This is a genomic window from Psychrobacter sp. 1Y4 (genome assembly GCF_051847555.1).
The window spans coordinates 69,593-89,362 of the sequence record NZ_JBPYDE010000011.1; the positions used below are offsets into that span (position 1 = coordinate 69,593).

The following is a 19,770-nucleotide window of genomic DNA, read 5'->3' on the forward strand; positions in this document are numbered from 1 at the left end:
ACGTGCAGCTTAGCCATGAGTCAGTAACGTGCCATACATAGAAGGACGGCGATCACGAAAAACGCCCCATTCTTGGCGTTCACGAGCAAGTTTGTCTAAATCAAAGGTGGCGCTGATGACTTCATTATTATCTGCTGATGCTTCTTGAGCTATCTCGCCTCGGCCATCAGTGATGAATGAGCCACCATAAAACGACATCACGCTATCAGCACCATTTTGTGTGACGGTCTCAGAGCCAATACGATTAGATGCAACCACTGGCATTAGGTTGGCTGCTGCATGTCCTTGCATACAGCGCTGCCAATGCCCCTTTGATTCGATATCTAGTGTTGGCTCATCCCCAATAGCGGTTGGGTAAAATAATATTTCAGCACCCATCAATGCCATGCTACGCGCGCATTCAGGGAACCACTGATCCCAGCAAATTCCGACCCCAATTTTGGCGTACTTGGTTTGCCACACCTTAAAGCCAGTATCGCCTGGGGTAAAGTAGAACTTTTCAGCATAGGGAATGCCATCTGGTATATGCGTCTTACGATAGGTGCCAAGTATCTCGCCATCGGCATCAATTATGGTGATACTATTAAAAAACGTATTGCCCGACTTTTCATAGAAGCTAATCGGTAAGACCACTTCTAGCTCTTTGGCCAATTTTTTGAAATGAGTGATGGCAGCATTATCTGCGACAGAGGTGGCAAGTTTAAAATAATCAAAATCATGAACTTGGCAAAAGTAGGGCGTCTCGAACAACTCTTGGAGTAAGATAATATTGGCACCGTCCTTAGCTGCTTTGGTAACCAAGTCAGTTGCCGTATCTATGTTTTGTTGAATATCCCAACCACAAGCCATCTGTGTGGCAGCAACAGTTACAGTACGCATAATCTAATTCCTTTTATATATTAGCTAAGAAGTAAGGTCGGACAAAAAAACCATATTAAATAGTTGATAATGGACAATGACCAAACGGTAATTGCCCATAGTATAACGGTCTGATAACAACACTATGCTATATCTAGGCCATCATAAACCCTAAGCCTAAGAAGGTTGCGACAGACAGTACCGCACCTAGCATAGCGTAAGGGAACTGTGTAAAGGCATGCTGCATCGGTGAACACCCAGCGCCTTGTGCTGCTAGTAATGATGAATCACTAAAGAAACAAGCATGACTACCAAATGAAGAGGCAGATAACAAGGCACCAATCATAAGTGGCGTACTAACCCCCAGCGCCATAGAGATTGGGAAGACAATTGGCATCGCTAAGACATATAGACCCCAGCTTGACGACGTTGCAAATGTTAAAAAAGCCATGACTGCAAAAATGACAGCAGGGAAGATGATAATGGTCATATATGGTGTGATGGATTCAATGACATACATAGTCATGCCAAGCTCATCGTTGATGGCTTTTAGAAAAAAGCCTCCAATTACAGTTGAGAGTGGGTATAACATGACCTTAAAGCCTTTAAAAATAGCTTCAACTTGGGTCTCAAAGCTCAAAATTCCTTGTACCCAATATACAAGAACCGTCACAAAGCACGTCAATAACGCGCCTCTTAATAAATCAATTTCAAAGTAGATGGTTGAGACGATCAATAAGATCATAGGAAAAGCAAAATTTAAGATATTGGCTTTAAATGATAACTTGCGTTTGGCTTTGACGTTTGAGATTAACTGCTCCTCTACAAAGGCTTCAGGAACAGGGTTACCAGCTTGTGCACGTTTTTCAGCCTTTTTCATTGGTCCCCAGTTGCCAAATATACCAGTTGCAACCAAGAATACGATAATAAGGGCAAACCAAGCATACGCCATATAAGGAATAGCACTGATATAAAGCCCTAAACCAGCGCCGTCTCCTGCGACGTTATTCTCTTCCAACAAGCCTGCAAAGTAGACAGCCCAAGTAGAAATAGGAACAATAACACACATGGGCGCCGCTGTAGAATCGACGATATAAGCCAGTTTTTCACGTGATACGCCATACGCATCTGTGAGTTTTTTGACAGAAGTCGATACGGCCAGACAGTTGAGATAGTCATCAATAAAAACCACAATACCCAAAGCAAAGGTAGCCAAAAGTGACTGTCTACGTGATTTGATGATCTTTTGTAGCCATTCACTAAAGCCATCTAGACAACCGCTGATCTCAAGCAGTTGAATAAGCCCGCCCATAAGACCACACACCAAAACGATCCAGATAATCGTCTCATTACCTAGAACCATGGAGATATTGTCGGCGAAGGGGGAGACCAGATCAAAAGGATTGAGCATGACCAGGCCGGCGACACAGCCTGCTATCATTGATTCAAACGGGCGTCTTGAGACAATAGCAGTGATTAAGACTAGTAGCGTTGGTAATAATGATAATGCACCCCAAGATTCTGATGCATCTCGAGTACTTGAAAGCCAGACAAAGGCAAGATAGATAGCTATGCCTACTACCACCGTTAAGAACACTCGTTTGTTATGAAACAGTCCTTCAACAGCGTCGTTGAGCTTCATATTCATGGTTACACTCCTTGTAAAACCTCATTTTTTATAGAACAAAATATGCTCTTTAATTTATGCTTGATAACAGTTATGAATTTACTGGTATCAAGCTCATCACAACACTCCTTTGCTGTGATGGTGTAATGTAACAACGATCCTCAAAAAATTTAAAAAATGAACTATTATCTATTAATTTATCTTATTGGTCTACATGCCAGTACGATCTTTTAAGGCATACCACCATGATCCCATCATCGAATAAGGTACTCTTAATGCACGGCCCCCTGGGAAAGGTATCCATGGTATCTTGGTAAACGTATCAAACTCTGCAGTCTTGCCATTGATAGCATCGGCGAGTATCTGTCCAAATAGATGCGATCCTGTCACGCCATGACCACTATAGCCATGCGCGAAAAATACGCGATCATGTAATTTACCCAGCTGGGGCACACGAGAAAAAGACAAGGCAAAGTTACCACTCCACGCGTAGTCTATTTTGACATCGCGCAATTCTGGAAATATCTTATTCATATTGGGTCTGATTTTAGCTGTAATGTCAGATGGGTCTTGACCACCGTAGACGGTACCACCACCGAATAACATACGCTTATCAGCAGAAAGACGGTAATAATCCAGAATATAGCGCACATCTTCAACACAAACATCGGTTGGAAGCAGTTGGTCTGCCAAATCACCCAAAGGTTCGGTCGCGATGATTTGCGTTGATACTGGCATGACGCGATCCGTCAGTTTTGGAATGACTTTATTTAGATAAGCATTGCCGCAAATTACAGCCTGCTTACAAGTCACTGTGCCAAATTCAGTGATGATTTTGATAGAGTCATCGAAGTATTCAATATCAACGACCAACGTATTTTCATAGATGGTACCGCCGCCTTGTTCGACAGCAGCGGCTTCACCGAGTGCTAGATTGAGTGGGTGAAAGTGCCCGCCTGAATGATCAATGACACCGCCCACATAAGCATCTGTTTTTATGTGTTCTTGAATGCCAGACTTGTCCAACATTTCTCGATCATGCATGCCATGGCTTTCCCACAATGCATGCGTTTCTTGTAAGTCCCTTAGTTGTCCATTGTTTAGAGCTGCAAAGATGTTTTTTTCTTTTAGATCGCAGTCAATATTGTAATCAGCGATAAAACGACGAATAATTTTGCCACCGCGAGTCACTAGTTGACCGACGAAGTCTGCGTTTTGTTGACCATAAGATTTTTGAATCTTTTGTAGGCTGGCGTTAAGGCCATTGACGATTTGACCACCATTACGTCCTGATGCGCCCCAGCCGATCTGCGCGCCTTCAATAATGACGACTTCATGATCGGTCTCGATCAGATGTAGGGCGGTTGATAAGCCACTATAGCCACCACCAACCACACAAACCTCCGTTTGAATGTCATTTTTTAGCGTCGGTCTGTCAGGCTTAGGATTACGACTGGCGGCATAATAGCTATCAGGATATTGCCCTTTGTCTGAATAATGCGGAATATTGCGCTTATTATTAGACGGCTTGTTCGGCTGAGCATTTTGCTCCATAGGCGGTGTAACATTGCTATTTGACATATTAAACATCCTGTAAATAGGTGAGGTATTCAAGGTTAGTAACTTGCTGAGCAAAGCGCTTGGCTTCTTGTTTTTTGACAGCGATTAACAGCTCAATCATCTCACTTGGGAACAATGAGTCGATTAAATCACTATTTTCAAACTTACGAATGGCTGATAACCAGTCTAAAGGTAACGTTTTAAGCTCACTATCGTCATAAGTGATACTGTTGATGGGTTCTGGGACTTCAAGCTTGTTTTCAATACCATATAGCATGCCTGCCAAGACTGCACTACAGACCAGATAAGGGTTGGCATCTGCACCAGACACGCGATGCTCAATCCGGCGTGCTTTAGAGTCGCCACCTGGGATACGTACGGCTGCCGTACGGTTTTCATAGCCCCATGAGATATTATTTGGTGCCAGTGTCCCTGGAGTAAAGCGGCGATACGAGTTGACGTGCGGTGCAAATAATATGGTGCAATCTGACATGGTTTTTAGAAGGCCAGCTACCGCATGACGTAGCATATCTGACCCAGCTTCTGAGCCATCATCAAAAACATTGTTGCCATCTTTATCAAGCAGACTACAGTGAACGTGAAAGCCATTACCTGACTGCAAACCAAAAGGCTTTGCCATAAAAGTTGCGGTTAGTTTACGACGTGCAGCGACAGCTTTGACAACCTGTTTAAACAAAATGGCATCGTCTGCAGCTTTTAATGGATCGTCGACATGTAATAAATTGATTTCAAACTGGCCACAACCATTTTCAGCCAAGGCAGCATCAACAGGAATATCAAGCTTTTTACACTGAGCATAGATTTCATCTAAAAATTCATCGAATTGTAGTAAGTCGTTGATACTTAAAATCGATGTTTTATTCAGGCGTAGCCCACTTTTTGGACGAATAGGGGGTTTTGGGGTTTCGCCTTCAGTGTAATCAAGCAGATAAAACTCAAGTTCCGTTGCCATAACTGGCGTGAGTCCAAGCTCTTTGAATTTTTTACTGATGTAATCTAAAACGTGTCTGGCATCACCATAATAAGGCTCGTTGTCTTCGGTATAAAGCCAAACGGGTAGCAAAGATGATGGTGCACTAGTGTTAAGAAGGGGATATGCTGCACGGCCTGTAGGACGAGCAATGGCATCTATATCACCATTGCATTGAGAAGACTCAATGACATCAGCACCCCATATGTCGACGCCTAAGATTGACAAGGGCAAACGGATGCTACCGTTCTGAGCTTTTTCCATTTGACTAAAAGGGATGCGCTTACCACGAAGTAAGCCATTAATATCACCTGCAGCCACATAGACATATTCAGTGTTGTTTGCAGATTCGACCATTCCATTGGTTGTCGTCATGTCTCTAATTCCTATTGATTTTCAAGATTTTTTGAGTTGTTGCTACTAAGCCTTTAGTAGCTGTTGTGTATCACTTTTTTATAAAGGTTATCGAAGATTTCAAATAAAACAGTGACTATAAGTGATGTCATAAATAAAGTTTATTGCCTCGTTACCAGTTACTGCTAAGCACGTTTTATTTATCTTCATCAATAATATTAATGCCTTAGTGTCTTTTTACATCACTATTTATCAATACGCTTAATGGATGAAATGTATCTTTTGTCTTACTGATGTCATTCAATATATGATTGAAATTTATATATGTCAATTACTATTTAAAACTATTAATAAGTAACTTATTATAACCATTATGGATACCGTAGCATTAATAATGAAGTTTATAGTTTACATTTTATGAGCGAGTATGTTAAATTTTAAGCCATTATAAGCTCATCCAATCTGAAGTTTTAGGTTCGGATGTTACATTCAAGGAAGATTGACATGCATACTTTTAGACCTGTAATCGCTATTGTTTCTTGTTATAAGATGGTTGATGGTCAGCCATCACAGTCGGTTTATCAAAAATATATCGATGCTGTGAACTTTTATGGCGGTAATCCTATATTGCTACCAAACACAGCTGCCGATAGTGCAAACTTCGACGCATTATTAGAAATTTTTGATGGTATTTTATTGACGGGTAGCTATAGTAACGTTGCGCCAACCCGTTATGGCGCAACGCATCTTGAAGAAAAACAAGATTTGGGTCGTGATGATCTGAGCTTTAAGTTACTGGCTCATGCAGATAAGACAGGCACACCTTTATTAGCGGTTTGCCGCGGTCTACAAGAGATGAATGTACATTTTGAGGGAACGCTACATCCAGACTGGCGCGAAGTCGAAGGGTTTTATGAGCCGCATCTAGAAGACAGTACAGCGCCTCTTGAGGTACAGTATCAACCTGTACACGATGTCTTAATCCAGCCAGAAGGACGGTTGGCGGAGTTTGGCAAAGAATGGCATGTCAACTCCTTGCATAAGCAAGCCATCAATAAAGTCGGAGAGCGCTTATCTGTGGAAGCTGTAGCACGTGATGGGCTAGTAGAAGCAATCAGCTTAGTACAACATCCATTTATGATTGGTGTACAATGGCACCCTGAGTTAAATTATGCGCAAGATAACTTGTCCAAATTTTTGTTCACGGAATTCATTCAACATGCCAGCAAAAAACTCTCTAGATAACGTTTCAGATACAACCACTTTAGACGATACAGTCGCCGCCGAAAAGGCTCAGACAGCCATGGAGGCGGATGAACGACCAGAAGAAGATATTGGTAAAAAGATTAATCAGCTGCGACTTGCTAAAGGTTATTCACAGCGTAAGCTTGCAAGGCTTGCAGGACTGACTAATACCTCAATCAGTGCTATTGAGCGTAATAAAGTGAGTCCGGCTGTCAATACATTAAAAGCAATTTTAGCGGTGCTAGGCTCTGATTTGACGACTTTTTTTAGTGATGAGTGGAAAGAGCCTAAAGCAAGGGTGGTGGTAACTCCCAAAGATTTGATTGAGCTTAGTGAACCAAATAGCAGGGTATCACTCAAACAGGTATACAACTGCAGCACAACCAAAAACTTGGGGTTTTTGATTGAAACCTATCAGCCCAACAGCTCAACGGAAGAAAAAATCGCTCACGAAGGAGAAGAGATCGGTACGGTCATTGAGGGCAAGATTTTGATTCGTATCGAGGAGACCACATACTTGCTAAATAAAGGGGACAGTTATGTGATTGATACCATGAAGCCGCATACCTTTATCAATCCTAGCGATACGGTGACTCATATAGTGAGTGCGCATACACCAACGACTTATTAGATAAAATGATTATATAGGGTTGCTGCTATACTAAAAAGTAATGCAATTCGTTCTTAACTGTTATTGCTTATAATCGTGTTCCGTTTTACTTTTATCCATTTTACTTTTATTAGTGACGACAGCTTTATCATTAGCAGTCTGTTCTATATTTGCCACTGAGTCGCCAGTTGTTTTTGGCGGCTTTTTTAATAGATTAATCTTTGTATTTATTGTCCTTTTATCATGAGTATCGATAAAAGGAGAATTGGCCACTTTTAGATGCTTTTTGGATCTTTGTAAAGAGTGAGCATCTAACAACGCTTTTTGTTCTTTTTGCAGTGCTTCATACAGACCTTGATAGACTTCAATGGTCTCTTTAATCATTTGGCGCATGGTAAATTTATCTGTCATCTCAGGTCGAGTGACACTTTCTAACTGACTTTTGACAACTTTGCATAGAGCCTGAGCATTATATTTTTTAACCAAGCCCTGCGGGTATAACGGCTGCAAAATCTCACTAAAAGCCGCCTGATCCCAACCAATCACGGGCGTACCTAGATGAATGGCCTGCAGGGCATTAATACCGATAGACTCAGGCTGGTTGGCAAGTGCCATAACGATATTGGCCGCTGATAGCCACTCGCGCATGTCGTTACGTTTACGACCGACATAGGTAATACGTTCGGCCAGACCCAACGTATTGGTGCGTTGACGAAAGTCTTCATGCGCCACATCACCATCTCTATGGTCTTCGTCCATAATGATAGCGTGAATGTTGGGAAATTGTTCTTGCAGATTACCTAAAATATCAATCAGCCATTCTTGTCCATACTCATTACCAATGATAGTCGGAAAAACCAACCATTTCTTGTGTTCAAGCTCTGGATATTCTGCAAAGGTACGGCGCAACCAATATACAGAAGGGTTGTGCCGATACGGATAACGACGCGTATCAACGCCGCGGTAGATACGCTTGATGGACTTTGGATCGATCTCTTCGCGATGTAGACCTTTTCTCAAATAATTCGTCACACTATCTGATACCGTAATAATAGTATCGACATCCAGTAGTGCTTGTGAATATTTATTAATTGAATAAAAACCATACATGGTTGAGACTAGCTTTGGTCGATGTTTTACGCGTGCTCGGCGCAGGGCTAAATGCAATATCCAAGCAGGTGTGCGTGAATGCACATGGATAATATCAGGATTGTATTGTTCGATAAGATGACGTAAAGGGGCAACTTGTAAGATTGATAACCATGATTTTTTATACATATGCAGCTGATGGTATATATTGCCATCTCGCTCTAAACGTTTGACCAAATCGTTATCATCATCGGCACTAGAGACAATAATAGAAGTATGCCCGTTTTTGGCCAAAGCACGTCCAAGATGAAAAATCCCACGTTCGGATTCATCATGCTTCAAGGACGACAGTAAGCGCATAACTTTCATAATAGCGTGGGCCACCAGTTAGGATATCAAGCTGCTATTGTCAGTTAAAAATGCTGAAAACTCAACCATGAAGACCGATTAGAGATGACAAATCACCATGCTGGCTCAAGTTTCTACAGTCTAAAGAATTGATAAGTGGCTAACGACGCTTTTGCAAGTGTTCAGCATTGGGCAATATTTGCTTTTCGCTTAAGTATTTCCAATAGCGCTGCGGTAAATACTGTCTGTGCAAACGAGGGTTTTTGCGCTCTTTAATGTTGACGTTGGTAAAGTAACCTTGCCAAAATTTTTGATAGCGCTGTTCGTCCTCACTATGAATACTGGCAGGATGACGAAGGACTGCCTCATCAAGCTCAGTGATGGTTTGTAGGGCAGCGGGGCGCGTGGGCGTGCTTTGACTCGTATTATAGTAAATGCCATAGTCACGAGCCAGATCATAGATGGCCCAATGCTGATCTTGATAGCGCTGCCGAAAATGCTCCCCAATCAGCGGTAAGACGTTAAAATCAGGCTCAACACGGGCAAAATAGATGTCACTGGTTGTATGCTCAAAACGCACAAAGGCTTCCATACGGTGCTTTTCACGTCCGACAGACTTTACAGTTTGTACCAGCTCAAGTATGTTCAAGTTACCCAAGTCCTGCATAACATGGCGACTAGGGTAGTCAATAGCATATTTGACTACTTGAAATAAAGTGGTACCAATGTCATCCTTTTCAGACAAAAACCCCCAAAGTAAATTGCGCATACCTGAGCGACCTAATAGCTGGTTTAGTTTTACCAATACACGTTCAGCATTTTCTTCATTAGGCACAACGCTGGTTGCTTGAGCAATCAAAGAAGGTACATAACAGTCTTGGGCAATTAATTGTAGTGCTTCATCGTCTTGTAATTTATTAGCATAAACATAGAAGACAGCACTTAGCCAACCTTCAAAACTTGGCTCGTAAAGTACAATGCTGGGTGTCAATTGACCAACAGAGTACGTGGTGTTTGGGGCCAGCTCTAGCATATACACTCCTTTTAAAACAGTGCCAGTTGCCCACTGCGTTGATCCTTGTACTTAGTCTGCGTCTGCGCCAGTACGTATTGACGAAAGTTGTCACGTGTTAAATGCGCAAGATGCTCGTTTTTACCTGTAGTAGCAATAAAGTATTTGGCACGATTGACCGCAGCGCCCATTTTTTTGAGATGATAAAGCGTCAACTGATTAAACTTACGCGCTTTGACTATTTTTTTGGCGGTTTTGGTGCCGATACCTGGAATGCGTACAATCATCTCGTAGCTTGCTGTTTGAATATTGACAGGAAAATGCTCGCGATGACGGATAGCCCAAGCGAGTTTTGGATCACAGTCTAAATCCAAAAATGGCGACTCAGGCTCAACGATTTCATGCGCGCCAAAACCATAAAAACGCATCAGCCAGTCAGCTTGGTATAGGCGGTTTTCACGCACCATCGGTACTGGCGTGCCGATGGCTGGTAAGCGATTATCAGACAGCATCGGCACGTAACCTGAGTAGTAAACCCGCTTTAAATCATACTGCTTATAAAAATGACTCGATAACTGAATCACTTGTAAGTCAGTCTCATTGCTCGCGCCAACAATCATTTGACTGGTTTGACCTGCTGGAGTGAACTTTGGTGCTTTTTTGTGTGTTTTACGGCTCTCACGTATGGTGATGATCTCTTCTTTTACCGTTTCCATTGGTGCTTTTAGCTCGTCGTGCGACTTTTCTGGCGCAAGCAAAGCCAGACCCGATTTGGTTGGAATTTCAATATTGACGCTGAGACGATCAGCATAAAGCCCTGCTTCTAGTAGCAGCTCTTTTGACGCGCCAGGGATGGTTTTTAGATGAATATAACCGTTAAAGCGCTCACGAGTACGCAGGATTTTAGCGACCTCGACCAGTCGTTCCATCGTATAGTCGCCACTTTTAAAGATACCAGAGCTGAGAAACAGCCCTTCAATATAGTTACGGCGATAAAACTGCATGGTCAGATCAACCACTTCCTCAACACTAAAAGCGGCGCGCGGTGTGTCATTGCTTTTGCGTGAGGTGCAGTACGCGCAGTCATAGATACAATGATTGGTCAGCAAAATTTTAAGCAAACTGACGCAGCGACCGTCTTCGGTATAGCTGTGACAGATTCCTGTCGCAGAAGCGTCACCGAGTCCGCCACCTTGATTTTTACGCGTGCCAGCTGAGGATGAGCAAGAAACATCATACTTAGCAGCGTCCGCTAAGATGTTAAGTTTGCCTTGTAATCGATCGTAATTGATGGTTGCCATAAGTTATAGTGCCCATTCATTAGTAGAGTACTATTTTATCAAAATTAACGCTAAGTCATTGGATTTATAGAAGAATTAGGGGTATAACACGACAGATAGTGTCGTATAAAGAAACAAGAAAAGGTCTTGAACATTCAAGACCTTTTATAAAGTGATGTGTCAAAACAGCATACGCCATAGTAGGATAGATGATTATTGAACTTTAGCGCGTATAATCACAGTCTGCGGCGTATTAGCATCGAGGTTGACTAAGTTCCATTTGAGACCAGAATAATTCTCTTGAACAACGACAGTATTACCAACTTGTTTGATGGTCTGATAGTTGTCACCACCAGTGGTCGCAAACGTCGGTAGCGAGCTGTTTAAAGACACCAGTTTGACGCCGCTTGGTAATGACACCTTTGCATTGATATCACTCACTGGCTGCGCAGTCGTATTGATATAAGTGGTGTGGTATTCAATAACATCACCGGGCGCGACGTGATTGGCCGGTACGGCCATGTCGCGGCCCTCGCTATTTTTTAGAATTTTCATGATTTTAGTTTGCGCGCCAACGATATCGGGTGTGCTAAAAGTTGGTTGTAGTTGTAAGGTATCTAAAGATGTTGCTATAGAGACGACTTGGTTGGTCACTGCTTGGCTAGTAACAGTTTGATTAATGGTTGGCTGGGCGCTAGTTGTTTGATTCAACACTGGCATCTCATTACTAGTAGCAACAGGCAGTACTTGGGCTACTGTATTTACAGGAGTGGTTAGGACACCTGCTTGAGTAACTTGTTTGGTCACTGGTATGGTATTAAGAGGTAGCGTATCAACTGGAACTGTCGTGATCGTTGTACTGCCCTGAGTGGTGCCTTGATGAATAGTATAGCGTGGCACATTGGAGATTTGAGCGACTGAAAACGGTAGACCGTCTTGCATCGTAATACCATTAGGCGTCGCAGTAATGGTCGCGTTTTTGCCATTAGAGTGCTGCTCGACCACAGTAGTATTGCCAGTAGTAGGCTGACCAATAGCAATTTTAGAAGCAGCATTTGCCATAGAAGTAGCAAGAACACAACCAATCAATATGCTAAAAAGAGTTACTCTCATGTATACGAACTGATTTTTGTTAAGTGTTTTTGGCGCACTAATATTCATGGTCATGACAGAGTCCTTTCAGATGATAGTAAATAAAGCTAAGATAAGTATTATATAAATAGAAAAAACCCTTGTAAGCTAACACTGTAGACCGTGTCAACCCACAAGGGTGGAAATCTTAATGGCAACCGCCAGCTTGACAGATACCAATCACAGGATAAGTATTAATTTGAATCCAAACAATTATGCACTAAAAAAATATCAGTAGAAAAGCACAATTGTGTAATTTACAAAAGCTAAATAGCTGTCAAAGGACTCTATAGTCAGTAGCTAATAAACAATAATTCCAAGTCTCTATACTAACCATAAATGACTTTCATTACTTCATATTCAACCACACCTTTTGGCGTTTCAATACGAGCTTCATCGCCTTCAAACTTACCGATTAAGCCACGGGCAATAGGGGAGTTGACAGAGATTTTACCCACTTTAAAATCAGCTTCGTCATCGCCGACGATTTTATAATGTTTTTCTTCTTCAGTATCCATATTTTCAATGACGACAGTGACACCAAACACCACACGACCTTCTTGTTTTAAGGTTGTAGGGTCAATGACTTGAGCTCCGCCAAGCTTGGCTTCGATATCACGGATACGTGCTTCACAAAATCCTTGCTGCTCACGGGCAGCATGATATTCAGCGTTTTCTTTTAAGTCACCATGTTCACGAGCTTCAGCGATAGAAGCAGTAATACGTGGACGGTCGACGCTTTTTAGTTGTTTTAATTCGGCTTCTAAGGCGGCATGCCCTTGTGGAGTCATAGGGTAACGTTGCATGGTTTTTTTCCTTAAACCAATAACATCACACCACCTCATAATGAGATGGTGTCGATGTTATTACAATAAATGTGAAATATAAAAAAGATGGTTTTTGTGTTGTTCAATCTTTAAAACGTTAAGGATTCAACAATTGATTTGGTATCTTACAATAAACTTACGTGATAAAAAGCATAGTCGCAATTAAGCCACTATGCTTTTTAAAAATTATACTATTAAGGTAAGGTTACGATTATGGTTAATTTACTGAATTTATTCGGTCGCGTCAACTACCTTTGCTTGCTCATGCAAATCTTGTAACTTATACACATCAAATGGCAAGTCAATCGCATAGGATTTACAAACAGCATCTGCTGCACCTAAGGTTGTGACATAAAATACTTTACCTTGGAGCGCACTACGGCGAATGGAGAACGAATCCTCCTGTGCCTGTTTGCCTTCGGTTGTATTGATAATAAGGTTAATCTTACCGTTTTTCAAGGCATCAACGATATGCGGACGACCTTCAGTAACTTTATTGATCTGCTGACATTCAATACCTGCATCGCTCAGTACTTTTTGGGTACCAGTAGTAGCAACGATATCAAATCCAAAGTCTGCCAACTGACGTGCGATAGGAGCGATTTGTGCTTTGTCACTATCACGAACTGAGATAAAAGCAGTCTTGGTTTCGTCTGCCGTTGGCAAGCCTGGCAGACGCTCATTACTACCGATCACGGCTTTATAAAATGCTTCGCCAAAGGTCTTACCAACGCCCATAACTTCACCGGTTGATTTCATCTCAGGACTTAAGATTGGATCGACACCAGGGAATTTGGCGAATGGGAATACGGCTTCTTTTACTGCATAAAATGCAGGGACAATCTCTTTGGTAAAGCCTTGATCTTTAAGCGAGGTGCCAGCCATACAGCGCGCTGCCACTTGTGCCAATGACGTACCGATACATTTAGAGACAAACGGTACGGTACGGGCAGCACGTGGGTTAACTTCTAAAATATAGACCGTTTTGCCTTTTACGGCAAACTGTACGTTCATCAGACCGATAACGCCAAGCTCTTTTGCCATAGCAACGGTTTGCGCGCGCATCACGTCGCATAATTCATCAGAGAGCGAGTAAGGCGGCAGTGAACAGGCAGAGTCACCAGAGTGTACGCCCGCCTGTTCGATGTGCTGCATGATACCGCCGATTACGACATCATTACCGTCACAAACACAGTCGACATCAACTTCGATGGCATCGTCCAAGAAGCGATCTAATAGGACTGGTGCTTCATTGGATGCTTGTACGGCAGTGCGCAAGTAATGTCTCAGCTCATCTTCGTTATAGACAATTTCCATGGCGCGACCACCTAGGACGTAAGAGGGGCGTACCACTAACGGATAGCCAACGTCTTTAGCTTTAACCAAACCGTCTTCTAAACTGGTCGCCAACGCATTTGATGGTTGTACTAAGTCTAGTTGTTGGATCATGTGCTGGAAGCGCTCACGGTCTTCAGCACGGTCAATTGCATCAGGACTGGTACCGATGATTTTGACGCCGGCTGACTCTAGTGCACGAGCAAGTTTCAATGGGGTTTGACCACCGAATTGTACGATGACGCCGTCTGGGTTTTCGATACGCACAATCTCTAACACATCTTCTAAGGTGATTGGCTCAAAGTAAAGACGATCTGAGGTGTCATAATCGGTCGAAACCGTCTCAGGGTTACAGTTGACCATGATAGTTTCAAAGCCATCTTCGCGCATGGCAAGCGCTGCATGTACACAGCAATAGTCAAACTCAATACCTTGGCCAATACGGTTAGGACCACCACCGATGACCATGATTTTTTTCTTGTCGGTTGGGTTAGCTTCGCATTCGCTGTCATAGGTTGAGTACATATAAGCGGTGCTGGTAGCAAACTCTGCGGCACAGGTATCGACGCGCTTATAGACTGGATAGACGTTTAGATCCCAACGCTTTTTGCGTAGCTGCTTTTGCGATACACCAAGTAATTTCGCCAGACGCAGGTCTGATAAGCCTTTACGTTTAAAGCTACGCATATTTTGTTCAGTTAAGCCGCCAAAGCCTAAGGTTTTCACTTGTGCTTCGGTTTTGACAATGTCTTCAATTTGTACCAAAAACCACGGGTCAATTTTAGTAAAGTTGAATACCTCATCGACACTCATGCCGACGCGAAAAGCATCAGCGAGATAGTAAATACGCTCAGGCGTTGGAATAGTCAGGCGGTTAATAATCTCAGAACGCGCTTTGTCAGCAGGTACTTTTGCCAGATCGATTTGCTCATCAAAACCATCAGCACCTGTCTCCATACCGCGCAGGGCTTTTTGCATAGACTCTTGGAAGTTACGACCGATTGCCATGACTTCACCGACTGATTTCATTTGCGTCGATAGGATATTATCCGCTTGTGGGAACTTTTCAAAGTTAAAACGCGGTATCTTAGTGACCACATAATCAAGCGCAGGCTCAAAGCTGGCAGGAGTCTCACCACCAGTGATGTCGTTTTGTAATTCATCTAAGGTATAACCAATCGCCAGTTTTGCCGCGATTTTAGCAATCGGGAAACCTGTGGCTTTTGATGCTAATGCTGATGAGCGTGAGACGCGTGGGTTCATCTCGATGACAACCATACGACCCGTGTCAGGGTTGATACCGAACTGTACGTTTGAGCCGCCAGTTTCTACGCCAATCTCACGCAGTACTGCTAATGAAGCATTGCGCATGATTTGGTATTCTTTGTCGGTCAAAGTTTGTGCTGGTGCAACGGTGATAGAGTCACCAGTATGGACGCCCATTGGGTCAAAGTTTTCAATGGCGCAGATGATGATGCAGTTGTCGTTTTTGTCACGAACCACTTCCATCTCGTACTCTTTCCAACCGATTAATGACTCATCGATAAGCAATTGATGGTTCGGTGATAAATCAAACCCGCGCTCACAAATCTCGATAAACTCATCGCGGTTATAAGCGATACCGCCACCTGAGCCGCCCATAGTAAATGAGGGGCGAATGATACACGGATAGCCCATTTTTTCTTGGGTCGCAAAGGCTTCTTCCATGGTTTCAGCAGTCTCAGCGCGCGGACATTCAAGGCCAATACGCTTCATGGCTTGGTCAAACAGCTCGCGGTCCTCTGCCATCTCGATTGAATCTTTGGTCGCACCAATCAACTCGCAGTTATATTTGGTCAGTACGCCATGCTTGTCTAAATCTAGCGCACAGTTAAGCGCGGTCTGTCCGCCCATCGTTGGCAAAATAGCGTCAGGGCGCTCAGTGGCGATGATTTGCTCGACCGTCTGCCAAGTGATTGGCTCGATGTAGGTCGCGTCAGCCATGACAGGGTCGGTCATGATGGTGGCAGGGTTTGAGTTGACCAAGATGACGCGGTAGCCTTCCTCGCGTAGCGCTTTACACGCCTGCGCGCCTGAATAGTCAAACTCACATGCTTGACCGATGACGATAGGGCCTGCGCCAATGATAAGAATGCTTTTTATGTCGGTACGTTTTGGCATAGTTAGGGCTACCTTCGTTTAAATGATGTTTTAGTGAATCTATACTTTTATAGGGCTTATCGTGTTTTGTATGATAACGCTTAAACCGCTATTAATGATTCAAGCGTTATATTTATTGTTCGACAGTTGACTATCTACTTATGGTTAATGACTGGTTGTCAAGACTTTAAGCCTTCGCCGTCTTAGCAGCTGCCATCATCTCTTCAAATTTATCAAACAGTGGCGCAGCATCATGCGGGCCAGGGCTGGCTTCTGGGTGACCTTGGAAGCTAAAGACTGGTTTATTGGTCAGCTCAATCCCTTGGTTAGTACCGTCGAATAATGAGCGATGGGTAGACTTCACATTGTCAGGTAGCGTGTCTTCATCAACCGCAAAACCATGGTTTTGACTGGTAATCATAACTGTACCAGTGGCTAAATCTTGTACAGGATGGTTGGCACCATGATGGCCAGTTTTCATTTTGATGGTGTTGGCACCACTGGCAAGACCAATCAGCTGATGACCTAAGCAGATACCAAAAGTTGGAATATCGGTTTCTTCAATGATGTGACGTACCGCATCGATAGCGTAATCACAGGCAGCAGGGTCGCCAGGACCATTTGATAAGAAAATACCGTCTGGATTCATCGCGAGCACGTCTTTGATCGGTGTTTGTGCTGGCACGACGGTCACATGACAGCCACGATCTACTAGCATACGTAGAATGTTGGTTTTACTACCGAAGTCGTAGGCGACAACGTTATACTTTGCTTCAACATGCGTACCTAAATGCTTAAAGAAGCCGCCTGTACCGCTATCATGGCTACCGGGTACATCACGGTTGAGTAGAGTATCTGATAAATCCCAGCTGCCCGCTGTCCACTCAAACGTTGTTGGCGTACAGCATTCTTTTGCTAAGTCCATGCCTTCTAAGCCAGCAAATTCTTGTGCTAGTTTAATGGCTTGCTGCTCATCATCGCTGCTGATAGTTTCACCATTAGAAGCAGTTAGAATACAGCCGTTTTGTGCACCTTTATCACGTAACAAACGTGTTAATTGACGGGTATCAATATCGGCAATGGCGACTGTATCATGATTTTGCAGATAATCGCTCAACGATTCTGAATTACGAAAGTTTGAAGTAACCATCGTCGCATCGCGGATAATCAGACCGTCTGCCCAGACTTGATGACCGTTACCAGACTCAACATCTTCAGCGTTAGTACCAGTATTGCCAATATGTGGATAGGTGAGAGTGACTAGCTGGCGTGCGTAGCTTGGGTCGGTCAGGATTTCTTGGTACCCTGTCATGGCTGTATTAAAAACCACTTCGCCGACACGATGACCAAGACTACCGATACTGACACCGCGAAAAATCGTACCGTCTGCTAGTGCCAAAATTGCTTGTATTTCTGTCGATGAACTCAAGGGTTGCCTCCACTATTATTGGTGAGTGCCATTATAATGTGTTGATTCAAATATTGGCCTATAATCGCTATCTATACTGTTATAACTGCCGTCAAAACCAGAATAAAAAAGGGCTAAAGTCAAAAATTTTCCACAAAAAAGCGAGAAGACATTATTGATGAAAACTACAAAACTCACTGGGTAGTGAATAGGTAACTTGCATCATGTCCGCTCGCTTAGGCACAGATTTTGCGCATTATATACAATATATGCCAATATAGCTAGCCGATTAGCAAGGTTAATAATCACTTATTAAATGATAGTTGCAACTGATTATTCCAAAAATCAAGAATAACCTAAGTACTAAAATATCTAATTGCTTACTCAAAGTTAATATAACTATGAGTCTACGATCAAAACGGCTGGATTTTAAGGCATAGCTTTGCCACAATGGACGGCACTTAATTATATCCAATAAATAATAAAGTCAACACGTACAACTAAAACAAGGATCCGTTATGATTTATCAGTATTTAGACAAAACCCCTGAGTTTGCTGTTCCATTCAACGGGTGGGTCGCAGATTCAGCATGCGTCATCGGTGACGTTTACTTAGGTCATCAAGCCAGTATTTGGTTCGGCGCGGTCATTCGCGGTGACAATGAGCGCATTCATATTGGTGATTATAGTAATGTGCAGGAGAATAGTGTTATCCATACCGATGAAGGTATTGAAGTCAAAATTGGTAATCATGTTACTATTGGGCATTTAGCCATGCTGCACGGCTGCGAAGTGGATGATAATAGTCTGATTGGCATCGGCGCTGTAGTATTAAACAATGTTAAAATTGGCAAAAACTGCATCATCGGTGCCAAAGCCTTAGTCACTGAAGGCAAAGAGATTCCAGATAATTCGCTCGTGATGGGTGCGCCTGCAAAAGTGGTCAAAACTCTGACTGATGAGCAAGCGGCTATGATAAAAGAGTCTGCTATGCATTATGCGGCGCGTTGCCAGAAGTTTAAAACTGGTCTGGTCGAGGTTGAACAACCAGAATAGTTGAGCATTAATGTCTAATTTATCAACATACTAATTCAACAATATCGAAACGTACTGACCAACACTTATTTCTAATGAGCACTTCAATATGAGCACCAAAAACATCGATACTGCTTTTGTAGCCCGCACCTTGGCGTTATTTGACTTAGACCACACTTTACTCGATGTCGATAGCGATTATCTATGGGGCGAATATATCGTCAAACATGATCTTGTCGATGAAGCCGAATATCGCACAGCCAATCAAAAGTTTTATCAGGACTATATCGAAGGCACTCTTGATGCGACGGAATATAATGAATTTGTCGCGCAGTTTTTGAGCAGTTTGCCAATGGATAGATTGCACGAATTACGAGAAGATTATATTAAAAGTGAAATTGAGCCTCATATTCGTCCAAAAGCGATGGAAGTACTGTGTCAGCACATTGAGCAAGGTCATGATGTCGTGATTATTTCTGCGACCAATGATTTTGTGGTGTCTGCCATTGCTGAGCGGTTTGGCATTACGGATGCCAATGTGCTTGCCACACCGCTTGAAATTAAAGACGAACGCTATACTGGCAAATTGACTGATAAGCCAAACTTTCAAGCGGGCAAAATTTATCATCTTGATAAGTGGCTTGATAAGCAGCAAATAGCAGGAGTTAAGTTTGAGAAAACTTATGCGTATTCAGACTCCAAAAATGACATCCCACTATTAGATTGGGCCGATGTGGCTATTTGCGTGTCACCTGATGATGCACTGCATGCGCATGCGCTTGCTCATCGCTGGGCAGTAGAAGATTGGTCGATTTAGCTTTTCATTATTCAGCAACGTCATTGCAATGAGTAGTCTACAATATCGCTTTTAATAATTATTTTTTTTGGCGTAGGCTGGGTTTTTAACCCAGCATTTTAAATT

Annotated in this window: 15 protein-coding genes; 4 read left to right on the forward strand and 11 right to left on the reverse strand. The window is 42.9% G+C overall.

All coding sequences use genetic code 11. From position 1 onward, the window contains the following. Positions 1-9: 9 nt before the first annotated feature. The 4 genes from aguB to ACS8FC_RS10540 form a co-directional block, all read right to left on the reverse strand. Positions 10-879: an N-carbamoylputrescine amidase gene (aguB, locus tag ACS8FC_RS10525; protein ID WP_439261017.1), complete on the reverse strand. Its 870-nt coding sequence runs from the start codon at positions 877-879 to the stop codon at positions 10-12. Between the two features lie 133 nt (positions 880-1,012). Next, positions 1,013-2,506 (reverse strand): Na+/H+ antiporter NhaC family protein, encoded by a 1,494-nt coding sequence (locus tag ACS8FC_RS10530; RefSeq protein ID WP_439261016.1) that lies wholly within the window; start codon positions 2,504-2,506, stop codon positions 1,013-1,015. Between the two features lie 189 nt (positions 2,507-2,695). After that, a complete protein-coding gene (locus ACS8FC_RS10535; protein WP_439296712.1) occupies positions 2,696-4,066 on the reverse strand; it encodes an NAD(P)/FAD-dependent oxidoreductase in 1,371 nt (456 codons plus the stop codon). A gap of 1 nt (position 4,067) precedes the next feature. Continuing rightward, positions 4,068-5,411, reverse strand: coding sequence for a glutamine synthetase family protein (locus ACS8FC_RS10540; protein WP_439261014.1), 1,344 nt, complete (start codon positions 5,409-5,411; stop codon positions 4,068-4,070). A gap of 483 nt (positions 5,412-5,894) precedes the next feature. Between ACS8FC_RS10540 and ACS8FC_RS10545 the strand changes: the two genes are divergently transcribed. Further along, positions 5,895-6,635 carry a gamma-glutamyl-gamma-aminobutyrate hydrolase family protein gene (locus tag ACS8FC_RS10545; protein WP_439261013.1) on the forward strand — a complete coding sequence of 247 codons (741 nt, stop codon included), beginning with the start codon at positions 5,895-5,897 and terminating at the stop codon, positions 6,633-6,635. Further along, the gene (locus ACS8FC_RS10550) at positions 6,610-7,266 is read left to right on the forward strand and encodes a cupin domain-containing protein (RefSeq protein ID WP_439261012.1); all 657 of its coding nucleotides are present in this window, start codon (positions 6,610-6,612) and stop codon (positions 7,264-7,266) included. Before ACS8FC_RS10545 ends, ACS8FC_RS10550 begins: the two co-directional genes overlap by 26 nt. Before the next feature lie 60 nt (positions 7,267-7,326). On the opposite strand, the gene ACS8FC_RS10555 is transcribed toward ACS8FC_RS10550, so the two are convergent. The 7 genes from ACS8FC_RS10555 to carA all read right to left on the reverse strand — a co-directional run bounded on the left by ACS8FC_RS10555 (position 7,327) and on the right by carA (position 17,835). Next, on the reverse strand, positions 7,327-8,703 hold the full coding sequence (locus ACS8FC_RS10555) for a glycosyltransferase (protein ID WP_439296714.1): 1,377 nt from the start codon (positions 8,701-8,703) through the stop codon (positions 7,327-7,329). Positions 8,704-8,842: 139 nt separating this feature from the next. Next, entirely contained in the window at positions 8,843-9,715 is an 873-nt protein-coding gene (locus ACS8FC_RS10560) for a TIGR03915 family putative DNA repair protein (RefSeq protein ID WP_439296715.1), read from the reverse strand. A gap of 11 nt (positions 9,716-9,726) precedes the next feature. Then, positions 9,727-10,995, reverse strand: coding sequence for a putative DNA modification/repair radical SAM protein (locus ACS8FC_RS10565; protein ID WP_439296717.1), 1,269 nt, complete (start codon positions 10,993-10,995; stop codon positions 9,727-9,729). Between the two features lie 192 nt (positions 10,996-11,187). Next, on the reverse strand, positions 11,188-12,141 hold the full coding sequence (locus ACS8FC_RS10570) for a hypothetical protein (RefSeq protein ID WP_439296718.1): 954 nt from the start codon (positions 12,139-12,141) through the stop codon (positions 11,188-11,190). Between the two features lie 293 nt (positions 12,142-12,434). Further along, positions 12,435-12,911: a transcription elongation factor GreA gene (greA, locus tag ACS8FC_RS10575; RefSeq protein ID WP_299219453.1), complete on the reverse strand. Its 477-nt coding sequence runs from the start codon at positions 12,909-12,911 to the stop codon at positions 12,435-12,437. 252 nt (positions 12,912-13,163) lie between these two features. Then, positions 13,164-16,427 (reverse strand): carbamoyl-phosphate synthase large subunit, encoded by a 3,264-nt coding sequence (gene carB / locus ACS8FC_RS10580; RefSeq protein ID WP_439296720.1) that lies wholly within the window; start codon positions 16,425-16,427, stop codon positions 13,164-13,166. Positions 16,428-16,593: 166 nt separating this feature from the next. Further along, on the reverse strand, positions 16,594-17,835 hold the full coding sequence (gene carA, locus ACS8FC_RS10585) for a glutamine-hydrolyzing carbamoyl-phosphate synthase small subunit (protein ID WP_439296721.1): 1,242 nt from the start codon (positions 17,833-17,835) through the stop codon (positions 16,594-16,596). A gap of 497 nt (positions 17,836-18,332) precedes the next feature. Here carA and ACS8FC_RS10590 point away from each other — a divergent pair, with 497 nt between their 5' ends. After that, on the forward strand, positions 18,333-18,869 hold the full coding sequence (locus ACS8FC_RS10590; RefSeq protein ID WP_439296723.1) for a gamma carbonic anhydrase family protein: 537 nt from the start codon (positions 18,333-18,335) through the stop codon (positions 18,867-18,869). An 88-nt stretch (positions 18,870-18,957) separates the two neighbouring features. Then, positions 18,958-19,665: an HAD family hydrolase gene (locus ACS8FC_RS10595; RefSeq protein WP_299219458.1), complete on the forward strand. Its 708-nt coding sequence runs from the start codon at positions 18,958-18,960 to the stop codon at positions 19,663-19,665. Positions 19,666-19,770: the final 105 nt, after the last annotated feature.